General features: G+C 71.8%; 13 protein-coding genes and 1 tRNA gene. 6 read left to right on the top strand and 8 right to left on the bottom strand.

The features are described from left to right. Positions 1-52: 52 nt before the first annotated feature. Positions 53-1090: a tRNA (adenine-N1)-methyltransferase gene (locus tag IFT88_RS10640; RefSeq protein WP_192120481.1), complete on the bottom strand. Its 1038-nt coding sequence runs from the start codon at positions 1088-1090 to the stop codon at positions 53-55. 67 nt (positions 1091-1157) lie between these two features. Further along, the gene (locus tag IFT88_RS10635) at positions 1158-1850 is read right to left on the bottom strand and encodes an HAD family hydrolase (RefSeq protein ID WP_231567078.1); all 693 of its coding nucleotides are present in this window, start codon (positions 1848-1850) and stop codon (positions 1158-1160) included. A gap of 121 nt (positions 1851-1971) precedes the next feature. On the opposite strand from IFT88_RS10635, the gene IFT88_RS10630 reads away from it, so the two are divergent. Next, on the top strand, positions 1972-2883 hold the full coding sequence (locus tag IFT88_RS10630; protein WP_043594960.1) for a proteasome assembly chaperone family protein: 912 nt from the start codon (positions 1972-1974) through the stop codon (positions 2881-2883). A 56-nt stretch (positions 2884-2939) separates the two neighbouring features. On the opposite strand, the gene IFT88_RS10625 is transcribed toward IFT88_RS10630, so the two are convergent. From IFT88_RS10625 to IFT88_RS10605, 5 genes are all read right to left on the bottom strand, one after another. Continuing rightward, positions 2940-3635, bottom strand: coding sequence for a response regulator (locus tag IFT88_RS10625; protein ID WP_043594961.1), 696 nt, complete (start codon positions 3633-3635; stop codon positions 2940-2942). Further along, complete coding sequence (locus IFT88_RS10620; protein ID WP_156155543.1) at positions 3632-4975, bottom strand: sensor histidine kinase; 1344 nt, start codon at positions 4973-4975, stop codon at positions 3632-3634. The genes IFT88_RS10625 and IFT88_RS10620 overlap by 4 nt, the downstream gene beginning before the upstream one ends. Before the next feature lie 131 nt (positions 4976-5106). Next, complete coding sequence (mshC, locus tag IFT88_RS10615) at positions 5107-6369, bottom strand: cysteine--1-D-myo-inosityl 2-amino-2-deoxy-alpha-D-glucopyranoside ligase (protein ID WP_192120479.1); 1263 nt, start codon at positions 6367-6369, stop codon at positions 5107-5109. Beyond that, positions 6366-7208, bottom strand: coding sequence for an undecaprenyl-diphosphate phosphatase (locus IFT88_RS10610; protein ID WP_043594963.1), 843 nt, complete (start codon positions 7206-7208; stop codon positions 6366-6368). Before IFT88_RS10610 ends, mshC begins: the two co-directional genes overlap by 4 nt. A 28-nt stretch (positions 7209-7236) precedes the next feature. After that, the gene (locus IFT88_RS10605; RefSeq protein ID WP_192120477.1) at positions 7237-8565 is read right to left on the bottom strand and encodes a M20/M25/M40 family metallo-hydrolase; all 1329 of its coding nucleotides are present in this window, start codon (positions 8563-8565) and stop codon (positions 7237-7239) included. Between the two features lie 109 nt (positions 8566-8674). Between IFT88_RS10605 and IFT88_RS10600 the strand changes: the two genes are divergently transcribed. Further along, positions 8675-8759: transfer RNA gene (locus IFT88_RS10600), tRNA-Leu, on the top strand. 129 nt (positions 8760-8888) lie between these two features. Here IFT88_RS10600 and IFT88_RS10595 read toward each other — a convergent pair. Beyond that, entirely contained in the window at positions 8889-9839 is a 951-nt protein-coding gene (locus tag IFT88_RS10595; RefSeq protein ID WP_192120475.1) for a ferritin-like domain-containing protein, read from the bottom strand. Between the two features lie 177 nt (positions 9840-10016). On the opposite strand from IFT88_RS10595, the gene IFT88_RS10590 reads away from it, so the two are divergent. From IFT88_RS10590 to IFT88_RS10575, 4 genes are all read left to right on the top strand, one after another. Beyond that, a complete protein-coding gene (locus IFT88_RS10590) occupies positions 10017-10934 on the top strand; it encodes an alpha/beta hydrolase fold domain-containing protein (protein ID WP_192120473.1) in 918 nt (305 codons plus the stop codon). A 54-nt stretch (positions 10935-10988) separates the two neighbouring features. Further along, positions 10989-11966 (top strand): aldo/keto reductase, encoded by a 978-nt coding sequence (locus tag IFT88_RS10585; RefSeq protein ID WP_137846841.1) that lies wholly within the window; start codon positions 10989-10991, stop codon positions 11964-11966. Positions 11967-12063: 97 nt separating this feature from the next. Further along, a complete protein-coding gene (locus IFT88_RS10580) occupies positions 12064-12351 on the top strand; it encodes a hypothetical protein (protein ID WP_043594967.1) in 288 nt (95 codons plus the stop codon). Between the two features lie 119 nt (positions 12352-12470). Further along, the gene (locus tag IFT88_RS10575) at positions 12471-13802 is read left to right on the top strand and encodes an NAD(P)/FAD-dependent oxidoreductase (RefSeq protein ID WP_043594968.1); all 1332 of its coding nucleotides are present in this window, start codon (positions 12471-12473) and stop codon (positions 13800-13802) included. Positions 13803-13831: the final 29 nt, after the last annotated feature.

The raw sequence follows: 13831 nt of genomic DNA, 5'->3' as shown, positions 1-13831 counted from the left end.
CGTTCGGATGCGGGGACAGCTTAGCGGGGGCGATCAGGGCCCTCGATGACGCTCAGGCCGGCGCGGAACCGGTCGAGGGGCCGTCGGTGGCGCCGCCGTCGACGGCTTTGGTCGCCGCGATGGCGGCCTCGGCTGCCGACCGCGCCTGGCGGGCGGTCTTGCGCAGCTTCTTGTCGCTCGCCGACCGGTCGCCGAGGGCCCCGGGGGTCCAGGCGTCGACGTCGGCGTCGCTGTAGTCGGACTTCGAGGGGCGCCGCTTGAGCTGCGGAAGCACCGCGCCGGGGGCGAGGCGGCGTGCGGTGAGGAGGAATCCGGTGTGCCCGATCATGCGATGGTCGGGGCGAACGGCGAGGCCTTCGACGTGCCAGCCGCGGACGAGGGTCTCGGACGCGTCGGGTTCGGTGAAGGACCCCGAGGCGCGCAGGGCCTCGGCGGTCCGCGAGAGCTGGGTGGCCGTGGCGACGTAGCAGATCACCAGGCCGCCCGGCTTGAGCGCGTCGGCCGTGACGTCGACGTTCTCCCACGGAGCGAGCATGTCGAGGACGACCCGGTCGACCGTCCCGTCGGGCATCGCCGCCGGGAGTTCGTCGGCCAGGTCGCCGACCGTGACCGACCAGTTCTCGGGCTCGGCGCCGAAGAAGCTCGCGACGTTGCCCTCGGCCACGTCGGCGAACTCCTGACGGCGCTCGAAGGACGCCAGGCGTCCCTCGGGGCCGACGGCACGCAGCAACCAGAGTGACAGCGCGCCCGAACCCACGCCCGCCTCGACGACGGTCGCGCCGGGGAAGATGTCGGCGAACGCCACGATCTGTGCGGCGTCCTTCGGGTAGACGATGGCGGCGCCCCGGGGCATGGACATCACGAAATCGCTCAACAAGGGACGGAGCGCGAGGTACTCGTCGCCGGTCGTGCTCGGGACGACCGACCCGTCGGGCAGACCGACGACGTCGTCGTGCGCGATCATGCCGCGGTGCGTGTGGAACACGGCACCGTGCGTCAGCACGATGGTGTTCATCTTGCCCTTGGGGCCCGTGAGCTGGACCTTGTCGCCTTCGACGAAAGGGCCGGACTGGCGGCGGAACGCGGTCATGCGGGGGTGCTGCTTTCGATCGGGTCGCACCCCGAGGGGTGCAGGAGGCGCGGCGTACGCACCGGGGTCAGGAGTCGGAGATCGCCTGGTCGCGGACGGCGCGCCCGGCACGGTGCAGCTCACGGAGGTCGCCGACCGTCGTCCCGACGAGCGTGTCGCGTCGGATGTAGGGGCCGTCGTCGGCGAGCGGCGCGTGGTGCTCGACGCCGATCGCGACGGTGCCGGCGGCCACGGCCGAGGCGAGGCCGGGCGTGCTGTCCTCGATGGCGATGCAGTCGGCGGGGTCGACGCCCAGCAGTGCGGCGCCCCGGAGGTAGGCCTCGGGGTGCGGCTTGGCGTGCTCGACGTCGTCGCCGGCGACGATCGCGTCGAAAGCTTCGAACTCGATGGCGTCGACCATGAACTGGGCCATGCGCCGGATCGACATCGTGACCAGGGCGGTCGGGACTCCCTCACGGCGGAGCTCGGCGAGGAGCTCTTTCGCGCCGGGACGCCAGGGGATCTCGACCGCGGCACGCTCGAGGACCGCGGTGGTCAGGCGGTCGATGATCTCGTCCTCGGACAGGTCGACGCCGTGGGACTGCAGGACGCGGGCGGACTGCCACAGGCCGCTGCCGATCATGGCGTCGCCGTCCTCGCGGCTCCAGGTGCCGCCGAAGGACTCGACCAGTTCGACCTGGCAGAGGAACCAGTACGGCTCGGTGTCGACGAGGGTTCCGTCCATGTCCCACAGGACGGCGGCAGGCAGGGTTTCGGTCACGGCGGACGAGTCTACCGGGCGTGACCGGCGTGGCCTCCCGGCCCGCGCCTCCTGGTGGCGGTCACGGTCTATCGTGGAGGGTCAAGCGCCGGACGCCCTTCCGGCACGGTGAGGACTCAGGTTGACGAACACGTCGGATTTCGCTGCGGGACGCCTGCTGGTGGTGGCCTTCGAGGGCTGGAACGACGCCGGCGAGGCCGCCAGCGGCGTCGCGCGCAGCCTGGTCGAGACGCTCTCGCTCGAACCGGTGGCCGAGCTCGACGGCGAGCGGTACATCGACTACCAGTTCAACCGTCCGCAGGTGGGGCTCGACGACGACGGGGTGCGCACCCTCGTGTGGCCCCGCATCCAGCTGCACGCGGCCGCCGACGCCGTGACGGTCCTCCCCCGCGACCCGGCGTCGCCGGCCACCGAGGTGCTCGTGCTGCTCGGCGCCGAACCGTCGCGCAGCTGGCGGGGCTTCGCCGCCGAGATCGTCGACCTGATCGACGTGCACGACGTCACGGGCGTGGTGTTCCTCGGGGCCATGCTCGCCGACGTCCCCCACACGCGCCCCATCTCGGTCTTCGTCAGCAGCGAGAACGAGGCCGTCCGCGACGAGTACTCCCTCGAACGCAGCACCTACGAGGGACCGGTGGGCATCCTGTCGGTCCTCGCCGACGCCGTCGAGGCCGCCGGCGTGCCGACCCTGTCGATCTGGGCCTCGGTGCCGCACTACGTCCACAACGCCCCGTCGCCCAAGGCGACGCTCGCCCTCATCGAGAAGCTCGACGAGCTCTCGGGCGTGGCGATCCCCCGAGGCGAGCTCGACGCGGAGTCGACGGCCTGGGAGTCCGGCATCGACGCCCTCGCGGCCGACGACGAGGACATGGCCGGCTACATCGAACAGCTCGAGCAGGCCCGCGACACGGTGGACAGCCCCGAGGCCAGCGGGGAGGCCATCGCGCAGGAGTTCGAACGGTACCTCCGGCGGCGCGACGGCAAGGGCGGGGACGGCCGACCGGACGACCCGAGGTATCCCCCGGTCCCCTGAGCCACCCTGCCGTGGCCCCGTCGGACGGGCCCGGCGTCCTGGCTCGACGACCCGGCTCAGGTGGTGGGTCCGCCCGGGACGGCCACGCCGTTCTCGTAGGCGAACACCACGGCCGCCGTCCGGTCACGGAGGCCGAGCTTGCCGAGCACGTTCGAGACGTGCGTCTTGACCGTCGCCTCGCCGAGGAACAACCGTCGGGCGATCTCGGCGTTCGAGGCCCCGGATGCCAGCCGGTCGAGGACCTCGCGTTCGCGTTCGGTGAGCGTCGCCAGGGCCGGACTGGGGACGACGACCCGCGCCGTCGCCGGGTCGCCCACGGCGCGTTCGACGACGGCACGGGTGAGCTGGGGCGAGAGCAGGGCGTCCCCGCGGTGCACGACGGCGATCGCCTCGATGAGGTCCTCGGGCGTGGCCGTCTTGAGCAGGAAGCCGCTCGCCCCCGCCTGGAGGGCCCGGAAGACGTAGTCGTCCCGGCCGAAGGTCGTCAGGACGAGGACCGCCGGGCCGCCCTCGGGAGATTGCGCGAGGATGCGGCGCGTGGCCTCGAGCCCGTCGAGGACGGGCATCTCGATGTCCATCACGACGACGTCGGGGCGGAGTCGCCGGACGAGGTCGACGGCCTCGAGCCCGTCGCAGGCCTCACCCACGACGCGGACGTCGGGCGCGGTGTCGAGGATGATGCGGAAACCCGTGCGGACGAGGTCCTGGTCGTCGACGAGCAGGACGGTGACGGGATCGGTCGTGTCGGTCATGGTCTCTCGGAGGGGTCGGTGGCGACGTGGTCGCGGGGGCGGGCGTCGGCGCAGGCGCCCACGGGCAGGACGGCGTGCACCCGGTAGCCCCCGCGCGGTCGGGGGCCGAGGTGCAACTCGCCCCCGTGGAGGTCGACCCGTTCGCGCATGCCCCGCTGGCCCAGTCCGGCGCCGGACGTGGCCGTGCCCTGCGGCGGGGTCGCCCCGGGGTAGGGCGTGGGGCCGGGACGGCCGTCGTCGACGACCTCGACCTCGACGGTGCGGTCGCCGTAGCGCAGGTGCACCTCGGCGAGCGAGGCGTTGCCGTGCTTGAGGGTGTTGGTGAGCGCCTCTTGGGTGATGCGGTAGAGGGTGACGCCGATGCTCTCGGGGACGTCGTGGGCGTCACCGTGCACCGAGAACCGGACCTCGAGACCGAGGGCGCGCGTGTCGGCCATGAGTTCGGGCAGGGCACCGAGGCCCGAGGGGGCGGACCCGGTCTCGCCGTCGCGCGACCGCAGCACGGACAACAGGCGGTCGAGCTCGTCGATGGTCGTGCGCGCCGTGCCCTCGACGGCCGAGAGGGCGCCTCGTGCGATCTCGGGCCGGTCGAGGGTCCGTCGGGCCGCGCCGGCCTGGATGCCGATGACCGCGACGTGGTGGGCGACCACGTCGTGCAACTCGCGGGCGAGGCGCGTGCGCTCCTCGTTGATGGCCCGGTCGGCGACGAGCTCGTGCGCCGCCCGCAGTTCGACCCCCGTGCGTTCGAGGGCGTGCAGCCTGGTGGCCGACACCCGGGCCGCTCGACCGAAGGCGATGGCCGTCACGAGGACGATGCCGTTCGAGACGAGCGTGTAGGCGATCGTGGCGAGGGTCACGGGGTCGGCGGCCTCGGCGTCGGACACGTAGACCGAGCGCAGCCACACCCCGAGCCAGACGAACATGACCGCGGTCACGACGACGCTGACGACGAGCGCGCGGGCGCGCCGGGCGGCCCAGGCGTTCGCGGTGAAGATGGCCACGAACTCGACGATCGACGGCGTCAGCGTGTCGGGATAGCCCCTCAGCTGGGCGGCCAGGAACACGCCCGACACGACGACGAGGACGGCCACGGGCCGTTGCCGGCGGAAGGCGAGCGGCGCACAGAGGCCCACGAGCCACAGCACGCTCTCGACGATCGACGGCGAGCCCGCCCCGTCGGCGTCCGCGACGATGACGGCACTGAGCCAGAGCGTGGCGAGGCCGAGAACGGCGGTGAGAGCGGCGATCCAGAGGTCGACGCGCGTGTCGCGTCGGGTGAGTGGGCGGCGGGCGTCGCTCGACGTCGCGGCCGGAGCCGGAGCGTTGATCGACGTTTCCACGCCGACCATCGTAGGGCAGACGCTCGTGCTGAATGAGGAACACTCATGCATATGCATGGAGAACGGGGCGGACGACCCGTTTCTCGTGGGCCGTCCTGGGGCCTGTCGGCGTCTGCGTCCTCCTGGCGGGCTCAGGCGCGCAGGTCGATGCCCAACAACGCCTGGACGGCGTCGACGTCGACCTCGGACGGGGCGGTTCCCCGAGACACCACGGCGTCGACGGCGTCGAGGGCCGACGGCGTGTCGAGGTCGTCCGCGAGGGAGGAGCGCAGGCCGACGACCAAGGGGGTGGGAGCCGTGACCGCCACCGCGCCTCCGTCGCTCGTGGCCGCCCAGGCGACCCAGCGGCCGAGGCGCTGCTCGGCGGCGGCGAGCTCGGCGTCGAACCACTCCCAGTCGGAGCGGTAGTGGTGCGCCAGGAGGGCGAGTCGGACCGCGCGCGGGTCGTGGCCCGCAGCGACGAGTTCGCTGACCTTGACGAGGTTGCCGAGCGACTTGCTCATCTTCTCGCCCTGGTAGCCGACCATCCCGGTGTGCGTGTGGTGGACGGCGTAGGGGCGGCCGGTGAGGGCCGTGCCGTGCGCCGTGCTCATCTCGTGGTGCGGGAACACCAGGTCGCTGCCGCCCCCGTTGACGGTGATCGGGACGTCGAGGTGCTGCTGGGCGATCACCGTGCACTCGATGTGCCAGCCCGGACGGCCGGCCCCCAGCGTGGTCGGCCAGGACGGCTCGTCGTCTCGGGCCGCTCGCCAGAGCAGCGGATCGAGCGGGTCGCGCTTTCCGGGGCGGTCGGGGTCGCCACCGCGTTCGGCGAAGAACCGAGCCATCGTGTCGGCGTCGTAGCGGCTCTCGAGGCCCAGGTGCCAGTCGGTGTCGCGTTCGGCGGCCCGGACGTCGAAGTACAGGTCGTCGCCGGCGCTCGAGGCGTCGGTCGGCACGGGGTACGCGAGACCCCGGTCGAGGAGGCGCGCCACGGCGTCGGCGACGTCGGTCACCACCTCGGTCACGGCGACGTAGTGCGTCGGCGGCACGATGGCCAGGTGCTGCATGTCGCTGCGGAACAGGTCGGTCTGGCCGTCGGCGAGTTCGCGCCAGTCGACGCCGGTAGCCGTCGCCCGCTCGAGCAGCGGGTCGTCGACGTCGGTCGTGTTCTGGGCGTAGACCACCTCGACCCCGGCGTCGCGCCAGACGCGCAGCAGGGTGTCGAACGCCAGGTAGGTCGACGCGTGGCCCAGGTGGGTGGCGTCGTAGGGCGTGATGCCGCACACGTACAGGCCGGCCGACGAACCGTCGACCTCGGTCGGGTGCACCGTGCCGGTCGACGTGTCGTGGAGTGCCGGGAGGTCGCCGAGACCGGGGAGGCGCGGGACGACGGGTTCTGCCCAGGACCTCATGCGACCACCACGCCCGTGCCGAGCAGGACGAGCAGGACGACGCCGAGCACGATGCGGTAGGCCACGAACGGGGCGAAGCTGCGGCGCGAGATGTAGTTCATGAAGAACGCGATGACGACGAAGCCGACGACGAAGGCGACGACCGTGGCGGCCAGGGTCTCGCCCAGCGAGTAGGGTCCGGGGTCGCTGAAGCTCTGCACGAGTTCGTAGAGACCGCTGCCGAAGACGGCCGGCACCGCCAGCAGGAACGAGAACCTCGCGGCGGCCGGCCGCGTGTAGCCGAGAGCGAGCGCCGTGGTCGTGGTGGCACCCGACCGCGAGACGCCGGGGAAGAGCGCCAGCACCTGGGCGACGCCGACGGCGATGCCGTGGCCGTAACGCATGTCCTCGAAGCGCTCGGTCTTCTTGCCGAGTCGGTCGGCCAGGCCGAGCAGCACGCCGAACACGATCAGGACGATCGCCACGATCCAGAGCGACCGGAACACCGTGCGGATGTACTCCTGCGCGACGTATCCGACGAGCACGATCGGGACGGTGCCGATGATCACGAGCCAGCCCATGCGGACGTCGGGGTCGGTGCGCGGGATCTTGCCGGTCATGCCGGCGAACCAGCGCGAGACGATGCGGGTGATGTCACGCCAGAAGTAGATGACGACCGCCAGTTCGGTGCCGAGCTGCGTGATGGCGGTGAAGGTGGCGCCCGGGTCGAACTCGGCCGCCGCTCCGGGATCGCTGAAGAACAGGCCGACGAGCCGCAGGTGGGCGCTCGACGAGACGGGGAGGAACTCCGTGAGGCCCTGGACGAGGCCGAGCAGGAGTGCCTGGAGGAGATGCTCCACGCGGGTGACCCTTCTGGTGCGGGGGTTGCTAGTACGTCGACAACAAGTCCCGCAGGACGCGACTGCCAAAGGATAGTGCGTCGAGCGGCACCCGTTCGTCGACGCCGTGGAACATGGCCGGGAAGTCCATGCCCTCGTCGAGCCGGAGCGGGGCGAAGCCGTAGCCGGCGATGCCGAGGAGGCTGAGGGCCTTGTTGTCGGTGCCGCCCGAGAGCAGGTACGGCAGGACGGGTGCCCCCGGGTCGTGGCGGTCGAGTGTGGCGGTGATCGCGTCGACCAGTGGGCCCGAGAAAGGCGTCTCGAGCCCGATGTCGGTGTGCATCGTCTCGATCTCGACGTCGTCGCCGATCAGCGCCTGTACCTCGGCGAGCACGGCCTGTTCCTGCCCCGGCATGCATCGGATGTCGACCAGGGCCTCGGCCGTGTCGGGCACGACGTTGTGCTTGTAGCCCGCCGTCAGCATCGTGGGGTTGGTCGTCGTCCGCAGCGACCCGCGGATGAAGCCCTTGGCCGTGCCGGTGCGCAGGACCAGTTCGTCGGGGGCGACCTCGTGCACGTCGACGTCGAGGATGCGGGCCACCTCGCCCAGGAGAGCGGTCGTCGTGTCGGTCAGCACGATCGGCCACTGCTGGCGGCCGAGGACGGCCACGGCCTCGGCCAGGCGCGTCACGGCGTTCGCCTCGATCATCTGGGAGCCGTGGCCAGCGGTGCCCCGTGCCCGGAGCTTGACCCAGATCAGGGCCTTCTCGCCCGTTTGCAGCAGGTACGAGCGGCGTCCGTCGATGAACGTCGAGTAACCGCCGACCTCGCTGATCGCCTCGGTGGCGCCGTCGAACAACCCGGGGTGCTCCTTGACGAGGAAGTGCGAGCCGAGGACTCCCCCGGCCTCCTCGTCGGCGAGGAACCCCAGCACCAGGTCGCGGGCCGGTCGTTCCCCCGCCCGCAGGATGTCGCCGACGGCCGTCAACATCATGGCGTCCATGTTCTTCATGTCGACGGCCCCGCGCCCCCAGAGCATGCCGTCCTGCACGACCCCGCCGAACGGATCGACCGACCAGTTCGCCGGGTCTGCCGGCACGACGTCGAGGTGGCCGTGCACCACCAGGCCGGGCTTCGCCGGCTCTGCTCCCTCGACCCGGGCGATCACGCTGACCCGGCCGGGTTCGGACTCGAACAGCCGCGGCTCGAGGCCGAGGTCGCGGAGGGCCGCCTCGACGTACTCGGCCGCGTCGGCTTCTCCGTTCGACCGCCCGCCGCCGTAGTTCGACGTGTCGAACCGGATGAGGTCGCGGGCGATGCGGGCCGTCTCGTCGAGCTCGGGCTCGGTCGGGCCGGTGCTCGTGGGGGTCGTCGTCATGCGTCCCACGCTACCTGCCGCGCCCCTCACGCCGACGGACGTGGCGGTGGTCACGAGGGCCCTCCGAGCCGTGCTAATCTTTCGTGTCGGCTTCGGTCGGCACCATCCAGTCCGGGTGGCGGAAATGGCAGACGCGCTAGCTTGAGGTGCTAGTGCCCGTATAGGGCGTGGGGGTTCAAGTCCCCCCTCGGACACTCGAAACATCCTCTTCCGAGAGGCGTTTCACCAGATCTGTGTTGAGACAGAGGCTTGTTCGCAAGCGACGGAAGGCCCGCACACCCCGGTGTGCGGGCCTTCCTTGGTTCTCCGGCCTTCGTCGGTCGTCAGACCGCGCTGCCGGGGTTGCCGCTGGCGACGATCGAGCCGTTGATGCCCTGCGGGAAGAACCCGCCCTTGTCGATCTGGTTCGGCGTCAGGTACACGACGTTGAGCACGCGCTCGGCGGTCCGTCCGTAGACGATGGCGTTGGCGTCGGTCGGCACGAGGTTCTGGACGCCACCGAGGGTCAGGCCCTGGTCGTCGTCCGTCGACCCGTCGAGGGAGTCGCGGGCGTCCGAGATCTTCGTCGCGGGCACCTGCAGTCCCTTGGCGTTCAGCGTGGTGCGGATGATGCCCGCGTGGTAGGCCTCGACCGCGAGGATGCCGGCGGCCGCGCCGAGGTAGGTCTTGTTGTAGATCAGGGGTGCGGCCCCCTTGTAGGCGGTCACGCCGACGTCCTCGAAGATGAACGCCCCGAGCAGGAAGTTCTCCTCCGAGGCGAACGGGTCGAAGGTCTGGCCCGGCGTGATGACACCTGCCGCGAGGGCCGCCGCCGTGAAGCTGCTCTGCAGGTCGATCGCCGGTCGCGACACCTTCGCGCCGCCGAGCGCCGACCGCAAGAAGGAGACGTGCGCCTTCTCGTCCGCCGCGATCTCCTGCGCGATGCGCTTGACGATCGTGGTCTTGAACGGCACGGGTGCGCCGCCGACGACGCCGCCCTGGGGGTCGATGCCCGTGATCTGGTCGGCGGGCAGCCCCGAGCCGGTGACGGCCCGGAGGTAGAACTCCGCCTCGAGGTACTCGAGGTTGAGTGCGAAGTTCAGGATCGTCGCATCACTGATCACCTCGTCGGAGGGCGAGACGGCGGCCGCGGACTGGGCGGGCAGCGTCGCGGCGACCGCGGCGAGCCCCGTGCCGAGGCTCGTGACGCCGGCGGCGGCGAGCAGCCGTCGTCGATCGATCGGGGACTCGGCGCTCCGGGAGATGGCACTGCTGATGAAGCGTGTGTCGAACATCGTCGTTCCTTCGGGTGTGTTCGTGCAGCGAGGTGTGCCGTCGGTGCGCGCTCCCAGATGACGGCACCGGCGACGTCGGGGTCGGGTGACCCGTTCGGGGGACAAGCTAGCCCCCTCGCATCCCGTCCGGTAGCCCCCGCCTCCCCTGGTCGTCCCCGGCGCCCGTAGGGTCGGGTCATGTCGCTCTCGATGGCCGCCACGCGGGCCCTGCTGCGCTTCCGCCCCCGCTCGACCGAGTCCGAGGACTCGCTCGTCCGCTCGGTCGCCCGTCAGGGCTCCGCCGCGCCGGTCACGCGAGCGGTGCACCGCGTCGCGACCGTCGAGGAGGCGCGGGTCGGTGATGCCCGCGTCGTCACGCTCCGTCCGCGTCGAGCCCCGAGCGGCGTCCACGTGGTCTACCTGCACGGCGGTGCCTACGTGCACCCCGTCCTGGCCACGCACTGGAACCTGCTCGCGGGTCTCGTCCGCGCCTCCGGGGCCGTCGTCACCGTGCCCCTCTACGGGCTCGCCCCGGCCCACGACGTGGACGACGCGCTGCCTCTGCTGGACGCCGTCCTCGAGGACGTGCGCCGCGCCTCCCCGTCCCGGGTCGTCGTGGCCGGCGACTCGGCGGGCGGGGCGCTCGCCCTCGTCGCGGCGATGCGGGAACGCGACGCCGGCCGGCCCGTCCCCGACGCCGTCGTGCTCTTCTCGCCGTGGGTGGACGCCCTGCTCGACTCCCCCGCGATCGACGAGGTCGCGCCGCTCGACCCGATGCTCGCCCGCGACGGTCTCGTCGCCGCGGGGCGGTGGTGGGCCGGGGACCGCGATCCGGCCGACCCCCTCGTCAGCCCGGTGCGGGGCGACCTCTCGGGTCTCCCACCCGTGTTCGCCTATGCCGGCGACCGCGACCTGCTCACGCCCGACGTGAAGCGGCTGGCCGTCGGTGTGACCGCGGCGGGTGGACGCGTCGAGCTGCGGCTCTACCGCGGTGCCTTCCACGACTTCGTCGGCGCGCCCTGGACCCCGGAGGCGCGGCGGGCGCTCCGACACACCGCCTCGGTGATCCGCGGGGACGCGTCGACCGCGGGTCGGGCCGCACCGCCCCGCGCGTAGGGTCGCAGTCGGCGCGGCCACCGGTGCCCCGCCCCACGACGAGAGGGACCACACATGGAGTACGCACGACTGGGCACGAGCGGCTTGACCGTCTCGGCGGTGACCCTCGGCTGCATGAGCTACGGCGTGCCCGACCGCGGCACGCACGAGTGGAGCCTGCCCGAGGACGAGAGCCGCCCGTTCATCGCCCGGGCGCTCGAGCTCGGCATCACGACCTTCGACACGGCCGACGTCTACTCGGACGGCACCAGCGAGGAGATCGTCGGCCGGGCCCTGCGCGACTTCGCCACCCGCGAGGAGGTCGTCCTGGCGACCAAGGTGCACGGCCGCATGCGTCCCGGGCCCAACGGCGCCGGGCTCGGCCGGGGCCACGTGATGAGTGCGATCGACGACAGCCTGCGCCGGCTCGGAACCGACTACGTCGACCTGTACCAGATCCACCGCTTCGACCCGGAGGTGCCCGTGGAGGAGACGATGGAGGCGCTGCACGACGTCGTCAAGGCCGGCAAGGCCCGCTACATCGGGGCCTCGAGCATGTGGGCCTGGCAGTTCGCCACGATGCAGCACGCGGCCGACCTCGGCGGCTGGACGCGTTTCGTCTCGATGCAGGACCAGTACAGCCTGATCCAGCGCGAGGAAGAACGTGAGATGCACCCCTATTGCCTCGACCAGGGCGTCGGTGTGCTGCCGTGGTCTCCCCTGGCCCGCGGGAAGCTGACCCGCGACTGGGACGCCACCACGGTCCGGACCGAGACCGACCGCTTCGGTCAGACGCTCTACAAGCAGCGCGAGGACGGCGACCGGGCCGTCGCGCAGGCCGTCGCCGACGTCGCGGAGGCGCGGGGCGTCTCGCGCGCACAGGTCGCGCTGGCCTGGGTGCGGCAGCAGGACGCGGTCACCTCGCCGATCGTCGGGGCCACGAAGATGCAGCACCTCGACGACGCCGTGGCCTCGGTCGACCTGTGGCTCACGGACGACGAGCTGGACGCGCTCGAGTCGCCCTACGTGACCCGCGAGAACGAGGGGTTCTGACGCCGTCGCTCCGCTCGGTCGGCCGTGGCCGCGTCGGTCTAGGGTGAGCCGCACGGGCGGCGACGACGCCGACCGACCTCGACGAAGGGCAGCACCCATGGGCAGCGACGCCAACCACCACGAGCACGACCGGCCGAGCACCGGCGGACCCACCTCGGGCGAGGACGGCTCGTACGTCGACGACGACCTCGACGGCGGCGCCCGCACGCGTGGGCCGCACGACGGCGAGGCCGACGGCACCTACACCGAAGAAGCCGGCACGAGCGAGGGCGACGGGTCGTACGTCGACGCGCAGGTCCCGGACGAGCCGGCCGCCGACGGCGGACCCCACGACGGCGAACCGGACGGGTCGTTCACGCAGAGCGACCTCGACGGCGGCCGCTGACCGCACCGTCCGACGCGTGGCCGTGCCCGGCCCGGCTCTCAGGGGTGCCGGGCCGTTCGGCGTGTGGCGTTCCGGCAGGCGGCCCCGGGGGTACGGTCGTCTGAGGGAGGAACACATACATGACCAAGCGAATCGTAATTCTCGGCGGCGGTTCCGCCGGGCTCACCACTGCACTCGAACTGCAGAAGCGACACCCACCCCAGGCGGCGAGCATCACCCTCGTCGACCAGGCCCCGTACTTCACCTACCAGCCGTTCTTGCCCGAGGTCGCCGGTGGCCACATCGCGGCGCGCGACGTCACCGTGCCGCTGCGCAAGACGCTGAAGCGCACGAAGGTCGTCGAGGCGTCCGTCACCGGGCTCGACAGCGAGGCCAAGAAGGTCACCGTCACCAGCGCGGACGGCGAGTCGACCGACATCGCCTACGACCAGCTGGTCGTCGCCCTCGGCGCCGTCACCCGCACCTTCCCGACCCCGGGGCTCGCCGAGAACGGCGTCGGCTTCAAGAGCGTCGAAGAGGCGCAGTACGTCCGTGACCGCATCCTCGGCAACATCGCCGAGGCGGCCAGCGTCAAGGACCCGGCCGTCCGACGCAAGCTCCTGACCGTCGTCTTCGTCGGCGGCGGCTACACCGGCGTCGAGGCCCTCGCCGAGTTGTCCGACGCCGCGAACTCGGCCGTCGACACGTTCCCGAACCTGTCCCGCGACGAACTGCGCTTCGTGCTCGTCGAGGCCCTCGACCGCGTCGCTCCCGAGGTCGGCCCCGAGCTCTCGAAGTGGACACTCGGCCAGTTGCGCGGTCGCGGCATCGACATCCGCCTCAAGACGACGATGCCCTCGTGCGTCGACGGCGACGTCGTGCTGAGCGACGGCGAGACCATCCCCGCGGGCACGATCGTCTGGACGGCCGGCGTCAAGCCGAACCCCGTGCTGGGCGACATGGGCCTGCCCCTCGGCCCGAAGGGACACGTCAACGTCAGCGCGACGCTGCAGGTGCAGACCGAGGACGGCCAGAAGCTGGACGGCGTCTGGGCTCTCGGCGACGGGGCGCAGGTCCCCGACCTCCTCTCCGAGAAGCAGCCCGCCTACTACCCGCCGAACGCGCAGAACGCCGTGCGTCAGGCGGTCACCGTGGCCGACAACGTCATCGCCACCCTCTCGGGCGAGCCCGTCAAGGAGTACCGCCACGAGTCGCTCGGCACCGTGGCGAGCTACGGCATCGGCAAGGGTGCGGCCAGCATGTTCGGCCTGCAGCTCAAGAACGTGCCGGCCTGGATGGCCCACCGCGGCTACCACCTGTACGCGATGCCGACGCTCAACCGCAAGTTCCGCATCCTGTCCGGCTGGGTGACGAACTTCGTCGGTGGGCGCGACACGACTCCGCTGGTCGGCCTCGGCGACCCGCGTGCGGGCTTCCTCAAGGTCACGCCCAAGGTCGACGCGAAGAAGTAGACGCGAGCGACCGACAGAAGGAGGCGCGT

The organism is Frigoribacterium sp. CFBP 8751 (genome assembly GCF_014841545.1).
Taxonomy (GTDB): domain Bacteria; phylum Actinomycetota; class Actinomycetes; order Actinomycetales; family Microbacteriaceae; genus Frigoribacterium.
The sequence above is the reverse complement of the archived record's forward strand: the minus strand, read 5'-3'. Positions and strand labels throughout refer to the sequence as shown.

Excerpts from the sequence above, each read along its gene's own strand:
- IFT88_RS10595 (WP_192120475.1), bottom strand. The coding sequence starts at position 9,839 with ATGTTCGACACACGCTTCATCAGCAGTGCCATCTCCCGGAGCGCCGAG.
- IFT88_RS10625 (WP_043594961.1), bottom strand. The coding sequence starts at position 3,635 with ATGACCGACACGACCGATCCCGTCACCGTCCTGCTCGTCGACGACCAG.
- IFT88_RS10575 (WP_043594968.1), top strand. The coding sequence starts at position 12,471 with ATGACCAAGCGAATCGTAATTCTCGGCGGCGGTTCCGCCGGGCTCACC.
- IFT88_RS10585 (WP_137846841.1), top strand. The coding sequence starts at position 10,989 with ATGGAGTACGCACGACTGGGCACGAGCGGCTTGACCGTCTCGGCGGTG.
- IFT88_RS10640 (WP_192120481.1), bottom strand. The coding sequence starts at position 1,090 with ATGACCGCGTTCCGCCGCCAGTCCGGCCCTTTCGTCGAAGGCGACAAG.
- IFT88_RS10605 (WP_192120477.1), bottom strand. The coding sequence starts at position 8,565 with ATGACGACGACCCCCACGAGCACCGGCCCGACCGAGCCCGAGCTCGAC.
- IFT88_RS10580 (WP_043594967.1), top strand. The coding sequence starts at position 12,064 with ATGGGCAGCGACGCCAACCACCACGAGCACGACCGGCCGAGCACCGGC.
- IFT88_RS10590 (WP_192120473.1), top strand. The coding sequence starts at position 10,017 with ATGTCGCTCTCGATGGCCGCCACGCGGGCCCTGCTGCGCTTCCGCCCC.
- mshC (WP_192120479.1), bottom strand. The coding sequence starts at position 6,369 with ATGAGGTCCTGGGCAGAACCCGTCGTCCCGCGCCTCCCCGGTCTCGGC.